Origin of the sequence: Klebsiella sp. CN_Kp088 (assembly GCF_040064335.1) — a bacterium.
GTDB classification, from domain to species: Bacteria; Pseudomonadota; Gammaproteobacteria; order Enterobacterales; family Enterobacteriaceae; genus Klebsiella; species Klebsiella aerogenes.
On the sequence record NZ_JBEAIQ010000016.1, the window covers coordinates 220,581 to 239,034 of the forward strand.

The 18,454-nt window shown below is 55.5% G+C and carries 13 protein-coding genes and 1 pseudogene; 4 read left to right on the top strand and 10 right to left on the bottom strand.

From position 1 onward, the window contains the following. Nucleotides 1-60: 60 nt before the first annotated feature. The 4 genes from ABLV08_RS07680 to pncB form a co-directional block, all read right to left on the bottom strand. Complete coding sequence (locus ABLV08_RS07680; RefSeq protein WP_015367454.1) at nt 61-1,251, bottom strand: amino acid aminotransferase; 1,191 nt, start codon at nt 1,249-1,251, stop codon at nt 61-63. Between the two features lie 186 nt (nt 1,252-1,437). Beyond that, nucleotides 1,438-2,517 carry a porin OmpK35 gene (ompK35, locus tag ABLV08_RS07685; RefSeq protein ID WP_015367453.1) on the bottom strand — a complete coding sequence of 360 codons (1,080 nt, stop codon included), beginning with the start codon at nt 2,515-2,517 and terminating at the stop codon, nt 1,438-1,440. A gap of 592 nt (nt 2,518-3,109) precedes the next feature. After that, nucleotides 3,110-4,510, bottom strand: a complete 1,401-nt coding sequence (gene asnS, locus ABLV08_RS07690) for an asparagine--tRNA ligase (protein WP_348855706.1) — start codon at nt 4,508-4,510, stop codon at nt 3,110-3,112. A 164-nt stretch (nt 4,511-4,674) separates the two neighbouring features. Next, nucleotides 4,675-5,877, bottom strand: coding sequence for a nicotinate phosphoribosyltransferase (gene pncB, locus ABLV08_RS07695; protein ID WP_015704895.1), 1,203 nt, complete (start codon nt 5,875-5,877; stop codon nt 4,675-4,677). A 328-nt stretch (nt 5,878-6,205) separates the two neighbouring features. On the opposite strand from pncB, the gene pepN reads away from it, so the two are divergent. Next, entirely contained in the window at nt 6,206-8,821 is a 2,616-nt protein-coding gene (gene pepN / locus ABLV08_RS07700; RefSeq protein WP_015704896.1) for an aminopeptidase N, read from the top strand. Nucleotides 8,822-8,918: 97 nt separating this feature from the next. Here pepN and ssuB read toward each other — a convergent pair whose 3' ends face one another. From ssuB to ssuE, 5 genes and pseudogenes are all read right to left on the bottom strand, one after another. Continuing rightward, nucleotides 8,919-9,692, bottom strand: a complete 774-nt coding sequence (gene ssuB, locus ABLV08_RS07705; RefSeq protein ID WP_032714171.1) for an aliphatic sulfonates ABC transporter ATP-binding protein — start codon at nt 9,690-9,692, stop codon at nt 8,919-8,921. After that, nucleotides 9,689-10,480, bottom strand: coding sequence for an aliphatic sulfonate ABC transporter permease SsuC (gene ssuC / locus ABLV08_RS07710; protein WP_015367447.1), 792 nt, complete (start codon nt 10,478-10,480; stop codon nt 9,689-9,691). The genes ssuB and ssuC overlap by 4 nt, the downstream gene beginning before the upstream one ends. 10 nt (nt 10,481-10,490) lie before the next feature. Then, complete coding sequence (gene ssuD, locus ABLV08_RS07715; RefSeq protein ID WP_015367446.1) at nt 10,491-11,636, bottom strand: FMNH2-dependent alkanesulfonate monooxygenase; 1,146 nt, start codon at nt 11,634-11,636, stop codon at nt 10,491-10,493. Then, a pseudogene (locus ABLV08_RS07720) lies at nt 11,596-12,595 on the bottom strand (sulfonate ABC transporter substrate-binding protein). Before ABLV08_RS07720 ends, ssuD begins: the two are co-directional and overlap by 41 nt. After that, nucleotides 12,588-13,163: an NADPH-dependent FMN reductase gene (ssuE, locus tag ABLV08_RS07725; RefSeq protein ID WP_015704899.1), complete on the bottom strand. Its 576-nt coding sequence runs from the start codon at nt 13,161-13,163 to the stop codon at nt 12,588-12,590. The pseudogene ABLV08_RS07720 and the gene ssuE overlap by 8 nt, the downstream one beginning before the upstream one ends. Nucleotides 13,164-13,411: 248 nt before the next feature. Here ssuE and pyrD point away from each other — a divergent pair, with 248 nt between their 5' ends. Together pyrD and zapC are read left to right on the top strand one after the other, a co-directional pair. After that, nucleotides 13,412-14,422 (top strand): quinone-dependent dihydroorotate dehydrogenase, encoded by a 1,011-nt coding sequence (gene pyrD, locus ABLV08_RS07730; protein WP_015704900.1) that lies wholly within the window; start codon nt 13,412-13,414, stop codon nt 14,420-14,422. A gap of 169 nt (nt 14,423-14,591) precedes the next feature. Beyond that, entirely contained in the window at nt 14,592-15,134 is a 543-nt protein-coding gene (zapC, locus tag ABLV08_RS07735; protein ID WP_015367442.1) for a cell division protein ZapC, read from the top strand. On the opposite strand, the gene ABLV08_RS07740 is transcribed toward zapC, so the two are convergent. Beyond that, a complete protein-coding gene (locus tag ABLV08_RS07740) occupies nt 15,131-16,240 on the bottom strand; it encodes a YcbX family protein (RefSeq protein ID WP_020079246.1) in 1,110 nt (369 codons plus the stop codon). The genes zapC and ABLV08_RS07740 overlap by 4 nt on opposite strands. Before the next feature lie 98 nt (nt 16,241-16,338). On the opposite strand from ABLV08_RS07740, the gene rlmKL reads away from it, so the two are divergent. Further along, complete coding sequence (rlmKL, locus tag ABLV08_RS07745; protein WP_020079245.1) at nt 16,339-18,444, top strand: bifunctional 23S rRNA (guanine(2069)-N(7))-methyltransferase RlmK/23S rRNA (guanine(2445)-N(2))-methyltransferase RlmL; 2,106 nt, start codon at nt 16,339-16,341, stop codon at nt 18,442-18,444. The last annotated feature ends 10 nt before the right edge of the window (nt 18,445-18,454 follow it).

Genomic DNA, 18,454 nt, shown 5'->3' on the forward strand with positions numbered 1-18,454 from the left:
CCTCAAAGAAATAAAAAAGGCCGCGTCTGCGGCCTTTTTCTTATGCGTCACGGCTGAAAATTACAGCACCGCGACAATGGCTTCGCACAGCGGCGACATGTTATCAGGCGTCATGCCGGCAACGTTGATACGCCCGGATGCGACCGCATAAATAGCGAACTCTTCACGCAGACGAAGTACTTGCTCTTTGGTCAGGCCGCTAAATGAGAACATCCCATTCTGTTTGGTGATGAAGGTAAAGTCGCGGCTGGCGCCTTTTTCCTGCAGGGTATTCACAAACAGTAAGCGCATGCGCTGAATACGCTGGCGCATATCGGTGAGCTCTTGTTCCCAGATGGCGCGCAGCGCGTCGTTGCTGAGAATCGTCGCCACCACGGAGGCGCCGTGCGCCGGCGGGTTAGAGTAGTTGGCGCGGATCACCGCTTTCATCTGGCTGAACGCGCGATCGACGGTGTCTTGATCGGCGGCAACCAGCGTACAGGCGCCAACGCGCTCGTTATACAGGCCGAAGTTTTTCGAGTAAGAACTGGCGACCAGCAACTCTTTATGCAGAGCGGCAAACGCGCGCAGGCCTTCAGCGTCTTCTTCCAGACCGCGGGCGAAGCCCTGGTAGGCGAAGTCAAACAGCGGCAGCCAGCCTTTTTCAGCAGACATTTGCGCCAGCTGTTGCCACTGTTCCAGCGTCGGATCGATGCCGGTTGGGTTGTGGCAGCAGCCGTGGAACAGTACGACATCACCCGCTTGCGCCTCGTTCAGGCTGGCCAGCAAGCCGTCGAAATCAAGCTGGTGGTTGGCGGCATCATAATAAGCATATTCGCGCACTTCCAGCCCGGCGGCGCCGAAAACGCTTTTATGGTTTGGCCAGCTTGGATTGCTTACCCATACCCGTTTAACGTCGGTGTTTTTGGCAAGGAAATCAGCCGCAACGCGCAGGCCGCCGGTACCGCCTGGGGTCTGGGCGGTGCGGGCGCGCTTATCGTTGATAATTGCGCTTCCTTTACCGAACAGCAGCTCCTGAGTGCAGCGACCAAACTCCGGAATACCATCAATACCGAGGTAGTTTTTGGTGGTTTCATTTTCCAGCAGATATTGCTCGGCTTTTTTTACGCTGGTCAGAACAGGCGTTTTACCTGTCTCATCTTTGTAAACACCAATTCCGAGGTTAATTTTGCCTGGGCGGTCATCGGCACGAAACAGATCGGCCAGGCCCAGAATAGGGTCGGCAGGGGCGGCTGTAATGTTCTCAAACATGACGAGGTTCCATTGTGATTACTGAGGGAAATCCGCTATCAGGGTAACGGTAGATTTACAAATTGCCAACCGTTTGCGACAAAAAGCGAGAAGGTTTTTGCAAGTTACGATCTTCGTCTTAGTAACGCAGAAAAGCAGGACCGAAGTCCTGCTTTTTAGGCATATCACGAAGGGGTGTACTACAGATTAGAACTGGTAAACGATACCAACCGCAGCCTGGTCGTCGGTGGCTACGCCAGCTGCGCGAGTGTAGGCATTATCATCCAGTTGGTTGAACTTGTACGCCGCGTACACGTTCATGTTTTTGTTGAAGTAGTACCAGGTACCCAGTTCTACGTATTTAACCAGGTCCGCATCGCCGCCGCCGAAGCCACCGCGAGCCTGCAGGTTTTTACCTTTAGTCTGCACGTAGCCCAGGGACGGACGCAGACCGAAATCGAACTGGTACTGAACTACGGCTTCGAAGTTCTGAGTTTTGCCCGCGAAGTGGTCATCTTCTTCCGGCGTCATGTTGTAAGTCTGGGAGTACATAACTGCGGCATAGATGTTGTTAGCATCGTACTTGGCAGAGGTTGCCCATGCTTCAGCTTTGTCACCGTTGCCGTCACGTTTCTGGTCAACGCTACGGTTGGAGTTAGCGTAACCTGCAGACAGCGCGATACCGTTATCAAACGCGTAGGTTGCCGCGGTGCTGAAACCGTCGCCATTCTGTTTGCGAATGGAGCGGTCGTGATCGTTTTTACCCTGATACTGCAGCGCGAAGCTCAGGCCGTCCACCAGACCGAAGAAGTCTGAGTTACGGTAGGTGGCCACGCCGTTGGTACGTCCGGTCATGAAGTTATCGGTGTAGTTCCAGCCGTCGCCCCCCCACTCAACCAGCATATCGGTTGCGGATTCAACATCGTAGATGGCGCCGTAGTTACGGCCGTAATCGAATGAACCATATTCACCCGCTTTCAGACCGGCGAAAGCCAGACGGGTTTTGGTGGTCTGGGAACCTTCAACGTTGGACGCATCCATGTTGTATTCCCACTGGCCGTAACCGATCAACTGGTCGTTGATCTGGGTTTCGCCTTTCAGGCCGATACGGGCATAGGTGGTGTCGTCGCTGCTGGTGTCACCATTGGTGGTCCAGACATGTTCGCCAACCATTTTTCCGTAGAAATCCAGTTTGTTACCATTTTTGTTATAGATTTCCGCAGCGTTGGCCGCACCGGCTACCAGCAGGGCAGGGATCACCACTGCCAGAATATTGCGCTTCATCATTATTTATTACCCTCATTAATATTTTTTATATGACACTTGCCACCGCCAGCAATAATTTCCGTCAATGAAAATTTACAGAACTATTGAAGATAGTTTGGTGTCTGAAGGCATCTTTCCATCGGTAGTGCCGTTTCGCTAGCCGGAAAATGCTACCAATATCGTAAATTGGTTACTAGAAGAAAAAACATGTAACCAAATGTGTATTTTTTGGAACTTTGTGAACTCAATCAAAATTCCGTTCCACTTTGCGAAGATTGTCACCTTCTCATATATATCTATATGAATTAGTTATGAATATTTTCGATAAAGACAGATTTGATTATTTTTTAGCTCAATTCGGTCCCTTTTTTGCTCAGACGCTATTTTTGCATAACGTGCGCAGAATGATTAAAAAATAATCAAATCAATCAGTGTATTCACTTGTGTCTTAACATAAGGTGCGAAATCTACGTACGAAGGGTAAGGAAATAGTGAGTAACATAATTACGAATTGTGAAGGTTGATGTTTAAGTTTGTTGAAATTCGTTCACGAAAATTGACATAAAAAAAGGCCGGCTTGCGCCGGCCTTGTCCGTGTTTTAGCGAAACGCGATTAGAATGTGGCGTTACGTGGCGTACGTGGGAAAGGAATCACGTCGCGAACGTTCTGTACGCCGGTTACGTAGGCGATAAGACGCTCGAAGCCCAGTCCGAAGCCAGAATGCGGTACGGTGCCGTAACGACGCAGGTCGCGATACCACCAGTAATCTTCTTTATTCAGACCCATTTCGGCCATACGCGCGTCCAGCACGTCGAGACGCTCTTCACGCTGGGACCCGCCGATGATTTCGCCGATGCCCGGCGCCAGAACGTCCATTGCGGCGACGGTCTTACCGTCTTCGTTAAGGCGCATGTAGAACGCCTTAATGTCTTTCGGATAGTTTTTCACGACCACCGGCGCTTTGAAGTGCTCTTCGGCCAGATAACGCTCATGCTCGGAGGAGAGATCCACGCCCCAATACACCGAGTTCTCAAACTGCTTGCCGCAGTTTTCCAGGATAGTGACGGCGTCGGTGTAATCAACCTGGGCGAAATCAGCAGAGACAAAACGCTGCAGACGGTCGATGGCGTCTTTATCTACGCGCTCGGCGAAGAACTTCATGTCATCCGCACGCTCTTCTAGCACCGCCTTGAAGACGTACTTCAGCATGGCTTCCGCCAGACCGGCAACATCGTTGAGGCTGGCGAAGGCTACCTCTGGCTCCAGCATCCAGAACTCCGCCAGGTGGCGGCTGGTGTTGGAGTTTTCGGCGCGGAAGGTTGGGCCGAAGGTATAGATTTTGGACAATGCGCAGGCATAGGTCTCACCGTTCAACTGACCGGAAACGGTCAGGAACGACTCTTTACCGAAGAAGTCTTTATCGAAGTCGACTTTACCCTGGTCGTTACGCGGCAGGTTTTCCAGATCCAGCGTTGATACGCGGAACATTTCACCGGCGCCTTCGGTATCGGAAGCGGTGATCAGCGGGGTGGATACCCAGAAGAAACCCTGTTCGTCGAAGAAACGGTGCAGCGCCTGCGCCAGGGTGTGACGTACGCGCGCTACCGCGCCAATCAGGTTGGTGCGCGGACGCAGGTGCGCCACTTCACGCAGATATTCGATGCTGTGGCGCTTCGCCGCCATCGGGTAGGTGTCCGGATCCTCAACCCAGCCGGTGACTTCCACATTGGAGGCCTGGATTTCAAAGCTCTGTCCCTGACCCTGGGAGGCCACGACTTTACCGGTGACGATAACCGAGCAGCCGGTGGTCAGGCGCAACACTTCCTGATTGTAATTGGGCAGAGAATTATTAATAACGGCCTGTACAGGATCAAAGCAGGAACCGTCATAGACGGCGAGGAAAGAAAAGCCAGCTTTAGAATCTCGGCGGGTACGCACCCATCCGCGCACGGTGACTTCGCTGTCAACGGCAACGCGGCCCTGGAGTACGTCGGCTACAGGCACAACGCTCATAATATTCTCTCTATATAGTCCAATAAAAAAGTCTCTTCCCCTGCAACGGGGGGATATCTATGTTACCTGTCATCTTCCATCAGACAAGCAGAATTCGCATCATAAAGGGATAATTTGATAATAATTAATAAAGAAAAAGGAGCCTGCCAGGCTCCTTGTTGAAATTAACTCGCCTTTTTAATCGGCGGCAGGTCAAACGCCTCGCGCAGGGCGCGGACGAACGCCTTATCGTGGCAGATGGTTTTACCCGGGCTGTCGGAGAGTTTCGCCACCGGCTTGCCGTTACATTCTACTAGTTTTATCACGATATTTAGCGGTTTAACCTGTGGGATATCGCAGGTCAAACGGGTGCCGATACCGAAGCTGAGCTTCACCCGCGAGGAGAAGTGGCGATACAGATCGACCGCTTTGCCGAGGTCGAGGTTATCGGAGAACACCAGCACTTTACTCATCGGGTCGATACCCAATTTCTGATAATGAGCGATTGCTTTCTCGCCCCACTCCAGCGGATCCCCGGAGTCATGGCGCAGCCCCTGATAGCGGGTGGCGAATTCAGGACCGAAATCACGCAGGAAAGCGTCCATGGTGATGCAGTCGGTCAGGGCAATACCCAGCTGATCCGGATATTCCGCCAGCCAGGCGGCAAGCGCCGCGCGTTGGCTGCTGGCCAGGTTTGGACTGATCTGCTGGTGGGCCTGGAACCATTCGTGCGCCTGGGTACCCATCGGGGTTAAATTCAATCGGCGGGCCAGATCGTAGTTGCTGGTGCCGACAAACCACGGCTCCTGCTGCAAGCGCTGCACGATAGCCTGCTGTACTTCGCGGGAGAAGCGGCGGCGGGTGCCGAAATCCATCAGGCGGAATGCCGACATATCGATGTCGGCGGTCATGTCGGCGAAGTCGGCAAGCTTATGTTCGAGCGTCTCCAGCGCCAGGCCGACGCTGATTTCCGGCGAACGGTAGTGGTGCACCAGTTCGCTGATGACCGCCAGCAGCGGCACTTCCCACATGATCACTTCGCGCCACGGCCCGGCGAGGCGAATATTCAGCTTACCATGATCGTTGATGACGGTGACCTGACTTGGGTCGTAACGGAAGTCGCGCAGCCAGGCGAGATAGTCCTGCGAGAAGAACGGCAGGGTGGACAGCCAGCGATACTCATCGTCCTGCAGCTTCAGGTCGCGCATGGTTTCAACCTGCTCGCGAATCGCGTCGGCATAGATGCCGAGCAGGTCGTCTCCGCGGCAGCGGAACTCTGCCGCCACCTCCACATCATAGTAGCGGTGGAAGACGGCCTGCTGCATATGCAGCTTATAGGCATCCGTATCAAGCAGCGAGTGCAGTACAGGAGAAGTGAATTGTGTCATGGTGCGCAGTAGCATCCTCTCACTGGGGCGTTCCATTCAAACCAAAGCAGAAAAAAGGAGGCGGAGTATACCTTTAATACCCGGTGCTGTCCTGCTGCGATGGCTCGACGGTAACGCTGACGGTCATTTGCGAGGCCTAGTTTAATATATTGAACACGGATCACACCACAAGCTTTGCGCCGGGTCGAGCGCATTTCGTGCCTCATGTGTTATCAATATGTAGCGATTTTCGTGTTGAACGTTGAAAAGATGAAGATTCTGCATAGCGCGATCTGCGCAACAGGAATAGACTGGAGCCGATACTTTACAGACACGCTAAAGGTTTTTTATGACACAACAGCCCCAAGCCAAATACCGCCACGACTACCGTGCGCCGGATTATCTGATTAGCGATATTGATTTGACCTTTGACCTGGATGCCGCGAAAACCGTTGTCACGGCCGAGAGTAAGGTTTCCCGTCACGCGGCTGCGTCTGATGTGCCATTGCGTCTGGATGGCGAAGACCTGACCCTGATTTCACTGCAGGTGAACGGCCAGCCGTGGAACGACTATAAAGAAGAAAATAATCAGCTGGTGATTGGCGGTTTGCCGGACAGCTTCACCCTGACTATCGTCAACGAAATTAGCCCGGCGGCGAACACCGCGCTGGAAGGCCTGTATCAGTCAGGCGAAGCGCTATGTACCCAGTGCGAAGCAGAAGGTTTCCGTCACATTACCTGGTACCTCGACCGCCCGGATGTGCTGGCGCGCTTCACCACCAAAATCATTGCCGATAAAGCGAAATATCCGTTCCTGCTCTCCAACGGCAACCGCGTCGCGCAGGGCGAGCTGGACAATGGCCGTCACTGGATCCAGTGGCAGGATCCATTCCCAAAACCCTGTTACCTGTTCGCGCTGGTGGCCGGCGATTTCGACGTGCTGCGTGACACCTTCACCACCCGCTCCGGGCGTGAAGTCGCCCTTGAACTGTACGTTGACCGCGGCAACCTCGACCGCGCGCCGTGGGCGATGACCTCGCTGAAGAATTCAATGAAGTGGGACGAAACCCGTTTCGGTCTCGAATATGACCTCGACATCTATATGATCGTCGCCGTCGACTTCTTCAATATGGGGGCGATGGAGAACAAAGGCCTCAACGTCTTTAACTCTAAATACGTGCTGGCCCGTACCGATACCGCGACCGATAAAGATTACCTCGATATTGAGCGCGTCATTGGTCACGAATATTTCCATAACTGGACCGGCAACCGCGTGACCTGTCGCGACTGGTTCCAGCTTAGCCTGAAAGAAGGGCTGACCGTATTCCGCGATCAGGAGTTCAGTTCCGACCTCGGCTCGCGCGCGGTGAACCGCATCAACAACGTTCGTACCATGCGTGGGCTGCAGTTTGCTGAAGACGCCAGCCCGATGGCGCACCCGATCCGTCCGGATATGGTTATTGAGATGAACAACTTCTACACCCTGACGGTTTACGAAAAGGGCGCGGAAGTGATCCGTATGCTGCACACCCTGCTCGGCGAAGCCAATTTCCAGAAAGGAATGCAATTGTACTTTGAGCGCCACGACGGCAGCGCCGCCACCTGCGATGATTTCGTGCAGGCGATGGAAGATGCTTCGAACGTCGATCTGTCGCATTTCCGTCGCTGGTACAGCCAGTCCGGCACGCCGGTCGTTACCGTGCATGACGACTATAACCCGGAAACCGAGCAGTACACCCTGACTATCAGCCAGCGTACGCCGCCGACCGCGGAACAGGCCGACAAGCAGCCACTGCACATCCCGTTCAGTATCGAGCTGTACGATAACGAAGGCAAAGCGATCCCGCTGCAGAAGGGCGGCCATCCGGTGCACCACGTGTTGAATGTCACCCAGGCGGAACAGACGTTCGTCTTTGATAACGTTTACTTCCAGCCGGTACCGGCGCTGCTGTGTGAATTCTCCGCGCCGGTCAAACTTGAATATAAGTGGAGCGACCAGCAGCTGACGTTCCTGATGCGCCACGCGCGTAACGATTTCTCGCGTTGGGATGCCGCGCAGAGCCTGCTGGCGACCTACATCAAGCTCAACGTTAACCGTCATCAGCAGGGGCAGCCGCTGTCGCTGCCGATCCACGTCGCTGACGCTTTCCGCGCGATCCTGCTCGACGAGAAGATCGATCCGGCGCTGGCGGCGGAAATTTTAACGCTGCCGTCGGCCAACGAAATCGCCGAACTGTTCACCATCATCGATCCGATTGCCATCGCGGCGGTGCGCGAAGCGCTGACCCGTACGCTGGCGAAAGAGCTGGCCGATGAGCTGCTGGTGGTTTACAACGCCAACAAGCTCGACAGCTATCGCGTAGACCATGCCGATATCGGTAAACGTTCCCTGCGCAATACCTGCCTGCGCTATCTGGCTTTTGGCGATGTTGAACTGGCAGATAAGCTGGTGCAAGCCCAGTATCACCATGCTGACAACATGACCGACGCGTTGGCTGCGCTGTCGTCGGCGGTGGCGGCGGAGTTGCCGTGCCGTGATGCATTGATGCAGGAGTATGACGATAAGTGGCACCAGGACGGCCTGGTGATGGACAAGTGGTTCATCCTGCAGTCCACCAGCCCGGCGGCCAATGTGGTTGAGACGGTACGCGGCTTGCTCAAGCACCGTTCATTCACGATGAGTAACCCGAACCGCGTACGTTCGCTGATCGGCGCCTTCGCGAGTAGCAACCCGGCGGCGTTCCACGCCGAAGACGGCAGCGGTTACCAGTTCCTGGTGGAAATGCTGACCGAGCTCAATAGCCGCAACCCGCAGGTGGCGTCGCGTCTGATTGAGCCGCTGATTCGTCTAAAACGCTACGATGAGAAACGTCAGGCCAAGATGCGTGCGGCGCTGGAACAGCTGAAAGGGCTGGAGAATCTCTCCGGCGATCTGTTCGAGAAGATCAGCAAAGCGCTGGCGTAACGGCCGCAAAATCCCCGGTGGCGCTCTCGCTTACCGGGGCTACAGCGCTGTGCGATTTGGTAGCCCGGCCGAGCGAAGCGCGGGCCGGGAACGTCAGTTAGCCATGACTAAACAAACGCGGCGCACGCTCGTTGTCGCCGCGCTTCATCACCCGATCGAGTACCTGCGCTTCCAGTTCCGCCAGCTTCGCCGAGCCGAACCGCCGCGGACGTGGAATATCCACGCTCAAATCGAGGCCAATTTTCTTTTCTTCTATTAACAGCACCCGGTCGGCCATCGCCACCGCTTCACTCACATCATGAGTTACCAGCAACACGGTAAAGCCGTGTTCTTGCCAGAGCGAAACAATCAATTCCTGCATTTCCAGACGGGTGAGGGCGTCAAGCGCTCCCAGCGGTTCATCCAGCAGCAGCAGACGTGGGCGATGGATCAGCGCGCGGGCCAGCGCAACACGCTGTTTTTGCCCGCCGGAGAGGGCCGCCGGCCACTCATCGGCTCTCTCTTCCAGCCCGACGCTGGCCAGCGCCTGGCGGGCGGCATCGCGCCACTGGCCCTTCAGCCCAAGTCCAACGTTGTCGATAACCGTCTTCCACGGCAGCAACCGCGCGTCCTGGAACATCATACGCGTATCATCCTGAATCTGCGCAAGCGGCGTCGCGCCTGCCAGTAGTTCGCCGCCGTTGGGTTTTTCCAGCCCGGCCAGCAGGCGCAACAGGGTGCTTTTACCGCCGCCGCTGCGACCGACCACCGCGACAAATTGCCCGGTAGGAATATGTAAATCCAGCTCATTGAGAATGACATTGTCGCCGTAGCGTTTGCTGACCCCATTGAGTAACAGCGGGATCCCGGGATTAAGACGAGCAGTATTCATGCGTTAGCCTCCTGAAGACGGTACGCCGGGTTCCAGCGTAGCCAGACGCGTTCCAGCAGTTGCGCGCTAAAATCGGCGAGCTTGCCGAGAATGGCGTAAAGAATTATGGCGACCACCACCACGTCAGTTTGCAGAAACTCGCGGGCGTTCATAGCCAGATAGCCGATTCCGGCATTCGCGGAGATGGTCTCAGCGACGATAAGCGTCAGCCACATCAATCCGAGGGCGAAGCGAATGCCGACCATAATCGAGGGCAAGGCGCCGGGAAGGATCACGTGGCGAAAGAGGGCAAATCCTGATAAGCCATAGCTACGCGCCATTTCCACCAGACCGCGATCGATATTGCGGATGCCGTGCCAGGTATTGATGTAAATCGGAAACATCGTCCCCAGCGCGACAAGAAATATTTTGGCGCTTTCGTCAATACCAAACCACAAAATCACCAATGGGATTAGCGCCAGATGCGGTACATTGCGCAGCATCTGGATGGACGTATCCAGCAGGCGTTCGCCCCAACGCGAGAGCCCGCTAATGAGCCCGAGCGTCAGGCCGATGGAGCCGCCAATGGCGAAGCCAAGTAAGGCGCGCCAGGAACTGATCGCCAGGTGTTGCCACAGTTCGCCGCTGGCCGAGAGCGTCCAGAAGGCTTTCAATACCCCCTCCGGAGAGGGGAGAATACGGGTTGAGAGCCAGCCTACCGATGACGCCAATTGCCAGATCAGCACGGTGCCCACCGGTAAAAACCAGGGGGCGAGGCGTAACAGAAGTTTCTGCGAAGAAGCTGCCATAGTTCGCTCCCTAACTTTGCGCCGCTTTACGCGGGATAAATTCATTCGCTACCGCTTCGCCCTGCAGACGCAGGTTTTGCGGCTGAGGGATCGTCGGGACGTTGACATCAAGCAGTGGGAACAGCAGTTCGCCGACTCGCCAGGCTTCCTCAAGGTGCGGGTAGCCGGAGAAGATAAAACTGTCGATGCCAAGTTCAGCGTATTCATTAATACGTTCAGCGACGGTTGCCGCATCGCCAACCAGCGCGGTACCCGCGCCGCCGCGCGCCAGCCCGACCCCGGCCCACAGGTTCGGGCTGATTTCCAGCTTGTCGCGACGGCCGTTGTGCAGCGCCGCCATGCGATGTTGGCCAACAGAATCGGTTTGCGCGAAGGCGGCCTGCGCGCGGGCGATGGTCTCGTCATCCAGATGGGAGATTAAGCTCTCCGCCGCTTGCCATGCCTCTTCATTGGTTTCGCGGACGATGACGTGTAAACGAATACCAAAGCGGACGCTGCGGCCGAGGCGCGCGGCTTTCTCACGCACCTGGGCGATTTTTTCCGCCACCTGCGCCGGCGGTTCGCCCCAGGTCAGGTAGAGGTCGACCTGTTCGGCGGCCAGATCCTGCGCAACGTCCGAGGAGCCGCCAAAGTAGAGCGGCGGTCGCGGTTGCTGCTGCGGTGGGAAGAGCAGTTTCGCGCCGCGCACGTGCTGGTGCTTGCCGTGGAAAGTCACGGTTTCACCTTCCATCAGTTTGCGCCAGATATGGGTGAACTCGGCGGAGGCTTCGTAGCGTTCGGTGTGGTCGAGGAATACCCCATCGCCAGCTAATTCATTCGGATCGCTGCCGGTGACCAGATTAAACAATGCCCGGCCATTAGAGAGCCGGTCAAGGGTAGCCGCCTGGCGCGCGGCGACGGTGGGGGAGACCACGCTTGGGCGCAGCGCGACAAGAAACTTCAGCCGCTGGGTGACGGGGATCATTGAAGCGGCAACCAGCCAGGCATCTTCGCACGAGCGCCCGGTGGGAATCAGTACGCCGGTGAAGCCGAGGCGGTCGGCGGCCTGGGCGATTTGCTGCAGATAGCTGTAGTCTACCGGGCGCGCGCCTTCGTCGGTGCCCAGATAGCGGCCGTCACCGTGGGTGGGTAAGAACCAGAACATATTCAGACTCATGATTTCGCTCCTTGTGCGGGGGCAGGCTGCCAGATACGGTTTTGAATAGTGATTTTTTTCGGTACCAGCTTGTTCTCATAGAACAGATCGGCGGTTTGCTGTTGGCGAGCGGCCGTTTCAGCGCTTACCGGCGATATCGCAGTTGGCGGACGATGGTCGAGATAGCTGGCAATCACCGCTTCGGGTAGCCCCATCGTTTTAGCCAACAGGGCAATACTTTGCTGGCGATGGCTGATGGTCAGGGCATCCGCCTGGCTAAAGGTCGCCAGCACCCCTTCGATAAAGGCGCCGTTCTTTTCGGCATAAGGACGGGCGGCAAGATAGAACGAACCGGTTTGCTTCAGGTCGCTACCATCTTTCAGTACCCGTACCCCGCCTTGCAGCAGCGCCGCAGAGTAATAGGGATCCCAGATAGCCCAGGCATCAACATTACCCTGCTGAAAAGCGGCGCGGGCATCGGCGGGGGCAAGATACACTGGCTGGATATCGCTGAATTTCAGCCCTGCCTGCTGCAGAGCGCGCAGCAGCAGATTGTGCGAACTGGAGCCTTTCTGGAACGCCACCTTACGGCCTTTCAGTTCAGCCACGCTGTTGATTGGGCTGTTATCGGCGACCAGAATCACTTCCGCTTTCGGTTTCGCAGGCTCAGCGCCGATATAGACCAGATCGGCGCCGGCAGCCTGAGCGAAAATCGGTGGGATATCGCCGGTGCTGCCGATATCAATACTGCCGACGTTCAGCGCTTCCAGCATTTGCGGCCCGGCAGGAAATTCGACCCACGAAATCTTAGTTTGCGGGTAGCGCTGTTCCAGCAGTTGATGGCTCTTCGCCAGCACCATACTGACGCTGCCTTTCTGGTAGCCGATGCGTAACGCTTCCGGCGCCTGCGGGGCCGCATGCGTAATAAAGGAAAGCGCGAGTAGCCCGCCGAGAGTCAGGGCACGCAGAGGATTAAGCATGCTCAACCCCCTGTAACGTCTTTAGCCCCGGGATGCGGCTGTTGCGGCGATTCAGCGCCTGCCAGAAGGTCTCCAGCGCCTGGTCGAGACGGTTTTGCAGATTCGGTGTGAACTGCGGTTTATGTTGATAATCGGTGACCTGGCTGTCATCGGCGAATACGCCATGGAGGATCTCCTGCGCTTTGAGAGCATTAAGCACCGGCTTCAGGGCGTAATCGACCGCCAGCATATGGGCGATGGTGCCGCCTGTCGCCAGCGGCAGGACAATTTTGCCTTCCAGAGCGCGTTCGGGGAGCAAATCCAGTAGCGTCTTCAGTGCGCCGGAAAAAGAGGCTTTATAGACGGGGGTGGCGATAATCAGGCCATCAGCGCCGGCCAGTTGTTCATTTAAGGTATGTAGCGCGGGGTTATCGAAGCGGGCGTAAAGCAGATCTTCGGGATCAAAATTCTGTAAATGCCAGTGATAGACTTCGATGTCGGCCGCGGTAAGTTTCTCTCTGGTGTACTCCAGCAATGCGCTTGAGCGAGAAGGGTAGCGGGGGCTGCCCGCGAGTGTAATAACGCGCATACTCTCTCCTTATAACCAAATGTTTGCATTTATCTATAATTGATAACATTTTGTGGCAGTGTGACAGAGGGCGTTTATTTCCCTAAATGATTTTTCCGGGGTTAAATTGCCAAAATGCGCATAACAGGCCGCAGAGAAGTAAACGTTTGCGTTGGACGCGTGATTTTTTGTCGCAGGTCAATTCCCTTTCGGGCGCGGATCGAACATAATACGCCCCCGGTTTGCACACCGGGAATCCAGGAGAGTTCATGTACTATCCCTTCGTTCGTAAAGCTCTTTTTCAGCTCGATCCTGAGCGCGCTCATGAAGTAACCTTCCAACAATTACGCCGCGTCACCGGCACGCCGCTGGAAATGCTGGTTCGACAAAAAGTACCGTCGAAACCCGTTACCTGCATGGGGCTGACTTTCAAGAATCCGCTGGGGCTGGCGGCCGGGCTTGATAAAAACGGCGAGTGCATTGATGCGCTCGGTGCGATGGGCTTCGGCTCAATCGAAATTGGTACCGTGACTCCGCGTCCGCAGCCGGGCAATGACAAGCCGAGGATCTTCCGTCTCGTCGATGCCGAAGGTTTGATCAACCGCATGGGCTTTAATAACCACGGCGTTGATAACCTGGTCGAGAATGTGAAAAAAGCGCATTTTGACGGCGTGCTGGGGATTAATATCGGTAAAAATAAAGATACCCCGGTTGAACAGGGTAAAGATGATTATCTGATTTGTATGGAAAAAGTCTATCCATACGCTGGATATATCGCCATTAATATCTCCTCGCCGAATACCCCAGGGTTACGTACTCTGCAATATGGTGAAGCGCTGGATGATTTACTCAGCGGTATTAAAAATAAGCAGCTCGAACTTCAACAGAAACATCAAAAATATGTTCCTGTGGCGGTGAAGATCGCCCCGGATCTTTCTGTCGAAGAATTGATCCAGGTAGCCGACAGCTTAGTCCGCCATAATATTGATGGCGTCATTGCTACCAATACCACCCTCGATCGTTCACTGGTCCAGGGGATGAAGCATTGTGATGAAACCGGTGGGTTGAGTGGTCGTCCATTACAATTAAAAAGCACCGAGATTATTCGTATGCTGGCCACGGAATTAAATGATCGTTTGCCCATTATCGGAGTTGGCGGTATTGACTCGGTGATTGCCGCTCGTGAAAAGCTGGCTGCTGGCGCCACACTGGTGCAGATTTATTCCGGGTTTATTTTTAAAGGGCCACCGCTGATTAAAGAAATTGTTACACACATCTAATCTTTTCCCCTTCTGAATCTTCCCCAGGGCTTTATTTCCGGCCCTGGTTGTTTTATATTCCTTCATTGTTGCTTATTTAGACATTTTAGTCTTTTCTTAATTTTAGAAATTATTCTGTAGCAGGATGCCATTGCTTTGCAGAAGGAAGTGGAAGAGGACGGGGGTAGAAATGCGGATTAAACCTGACGATAACTGGCGTTGGTATTACGACGAAGAGCATGACCGCATGATGCTCGATCTGGCCAATGGTATGTTATTTCGCTCACGTTTCGCCCGGCGCATGTTAACGCCTGACGCTTTCGCACCGTCGGGATTTTGCGTCGATGACGCGGCGCTCTATTTTTCTTTTGAAGAAAAATGCCGCGATATTGAATTAAACAAAGAGCAGCGTGCCGAATTAGTATTAAATGCCTTAACCGCGATCCGTTTTCTGAAACCGCAGATGCCGAAGAGCTGGCATTTCACTACTCACCAGCAGAACTGGCAGCCGACCAGCGGCGACGCCGCCAGCGTGTGGATCAGCGATACCGGCGAGCAGGTCAATTTGCTGGTGGTCGAACCGGGTGAAAACGCCACGCTTTGCCTGCTGGCGCAACCGGGATTGACTCTGGCAGGGCGGGTGATGCAGTTAGGCGATGTGATTAAAATTATGAACGACAGACTGCAGCCGGCGCAGAGCGCGGCCAGCTACAGCCTGGGGCAGGCGGTTTAAGGCGCCAGGCGCAGCGCGGTTTTCGGTACGCAGCTGCAGCATAAAATGGTGCCATCCGCGGCGACCGCATTTTTCTTTAACGGACTCACTTCACCCTCTTCCAGGCGGATACGACAACTGCCGCAGATCCCGGCGCGGCAGGAATAAGGGATACGAATGCCCTGTTGTTCCAGTTGCTCCAGCAGTACCTGCTGGTTATTGCCGGTAAACTGTTGCCCCTGCCACTCAATCTCAACCGTCGCTTTTGGCTGCGCATCGGCCGCCAGCGTATCGTCGCTATCGCCAGCGCCATAGACTTTCGCCGGGCCGCGTGTCAGCACTTCCACCTCATCACCCACGCGGATAACGCCGCTGTTGCGGGCGATCAGATTCTGGCCAAAATCGACATCGCCATTATCCTGCGCGGTACGAAAACGCTTTAACGTCTCCAGCGGCTCACCGGACGGATGTTTTTGCCCACGCTCCGGGCTGACGGTGGTGAAAATGCAGCGGCTGCAGGGTTTGGCGACGTCAAATACCACCTCGCCGATGCGAATGACTTTCCAGCTATCTTCATCCCACGCCGCGGCGCCGGTGACCACCAGATTAGGGCGAAACTGTTCTATGCTTACGCTGGCAGGGCAACGTTGCTGCAGATCGCGAAGCGAGGCTTCATTGGCGAGCAGGTAGGGATAACCATCGGCGAAGGAGAGCGGCACCGCGTCGTGGCGTTTTACTCGCCGGGTTAGCTGCGGCCCGAGCCAGCGCAGTTGGACGTCGCGGTTGAAGAAGCCGCTGAGCCACTGGTTGATGGCGGCTGGCGCGATTAAGGCGGTGAAATGGTTGCCCCACACCTCCGTCGGCTCGCCCTGGGGAGCGAAATCATCAAAGCGCACCAGCGCGCTGCTGCCATCCGGCGCGGTCAAGTGCAGGCCGTCATGAAGCGGCGAAGGCAGGAATTTCACCATCTGCGGAAACTGGCGTGCGGTAATAAACGTACCGTCGGTTTCGGTCAGCATAAAGATGCGGTCGAAGGCCATGCCGCTAATATCGGCAAAGGCATGGGTGACGCCAATTCCGCGCATGGATTTGACGGGATGAATAAAAAGTTTCGATAGCGTTACCATACGCTGCCCCTGGGTTCAAAAATAAGCCTTTAACTTTATGACATAGGGCACATATTGGCTATAATGCGCACCAATTTTCTTTAAGTAAAAGTGACGATATGAAATCTCTGTTTGCCAGCACGGCTCGTGGTCTTGAAGAGCTGTTAAAAACTGAACTGGAAGGACTTGGCGCCACGGCGTGCCAGGTCGTCCAGGGCGGGGTTCATTTTCAGGGAGATACGCGCCTGCTGTATCAAAGCCTGATGTGGAGCCGGCTGGCCTCGCGCATCATGCTGCCGCTCGGCGAGTGCAGCGTGTATAGCGATCTGGATCTCTACCTGGGGGTTCAATCGATTCCGTGGACGGAGATCTTTACCACTGACGCCACCTTTGCGGTGCATTTTAGCGGCCTCAATGAGGAAATCCGCAACAGTCAGTATGGCGCATTAAAAGTCAAAGACGCTATCGTCGATAGCTTCACGCGTAAAAATCTGCCGCGTCCGAATGTCGATCGTGAGAATCCCGATCTGCGTATCAACGTCTGGCTGAACAAAGAAACGGCGCATATTTCACTGGATCTAAGCGGCGAAGGTCTGCATCTGCGCGGCTACCGTGATGGCACCGGCATGGCGCCGATCAAAGAAAACCTCGCGGCGGCAATCGTCATGCGCTCCGGCTGGGTGGCGGGAACGCCGCTGCTCGATCCGATGTGCGGTTCCGGCACGTTGCTGATTGAAGCGGCGATGCTGGCGACCGATCGCGCGCCGGGCCTGCACCGCGGCCACTGGGGCTTCGGCGGATGGGCGCAACACGATGACGCTATCTGGAAAGAGGTGAAAGCCGAGGCGCAAACGCGCGCTCGCCAGGGGCTGGCCGCTTATGAATCGCGCTTCTACGGCTCAGACGTCGACGAGCGCGTGATTGAACGCGCGCGCCGCAACGCCCGCCGCGCCGGTATTGGCGAGCTTATCAATTTCGAAGTAAAAGACGTAGCGCAGCTCAATAATCCGCTGCCGAAAGGCCCGTATGGCACCGTTATCAGTAACCCGCCATACGGCGAGCGTCTGGAAAGCGAACCGGCGCTGATTGCCCTGCACAGCCTGCTGGGACGGATTATGAAAAACCAGTTTGGCGGCTGGAACCTGTCGGTCTTCAGCGCCTCGCCGGAATTGCTGAGCTGCCTGCAGCTGCGTGCCGATAAACAGTTTAAAGCCAAAAACGGCCCGCTGGACTGCGTACAGAAGAACTATCATCTGGCGGAAAGCGAAGGCGGCAAGCCGGCGATGCTGGCGGAAGATTTTGCCAACCGCTTACGTAAAAACCTGAAGAAGTTTGAAAAGTGGGCGCGTCAGGAAGGCATTGAATGCTATCGCCTGTACGATGCCGATTTGCCGGAATATAACGTAGCTATCGACCGCTACGGCGAGTGGGTAGTGGTGCAGGAGTACGCGCCGCCGAAAACCGTCGATGCGCACAAAGCGCGCCAGCGTCTGTTCGATATTATCGCCGCGACTATCGCGGTGTTAGGGATTGCGCCGAATAAACTGGTGCTGAAGACCCGCGAGCGGCAGAAGGGTAAAAATCAGTACCAGAAGATGGCGGAGAAGGGCGACTTTATCGAGGTACAGGAGTATAACGCGCGTCTGTGGGTTAACCTTACCGACTATCTCGACACCGGTCTGTTCCTTGACCACCGTATCGCCCGTCGTATGCTCGGCCAGATGAGCAAGGGTAAGGATTTCCTTAACCTGTTCTCCTATACCGGCAGCGCCAGCGTTCACGCCGGTCTGGGCGGCGCGCGCTCAACTACGACTGTCGATATGTCACGCACCTATCTGGAATGGGCGGAACGCAACCTGCGTCTCAATGGTTTAACCGGCCGTGCGCATCGCCTGATGCAGGCGGACGTGCTGGGTTGGCTGCGGGAAAGCACCGAGCAGTTCGATCTGATCTTTATCGATCCGCCGACCTTCTCCAACTCCAAACGAATGGAAGATGCCTTTGATGTGCAGCGCGATCATATCCGTCTGATGACCGATCTAAAACGTCTGCTGCGTAAAGGCGGCACGATTATGTTCTCGAATAACAAACGCGGTTTCCGTATGGATCATGACGGGCTGGCGGCACTTGGCCTGAAGGCGCAAGAAATTTCGCAAAAAACGCTGTCGCAGGATTTTGCCCGCAACCGTCAGATCCACAACTGCTGGCTGATTACCGCGGCCTGAAAGGAATAAA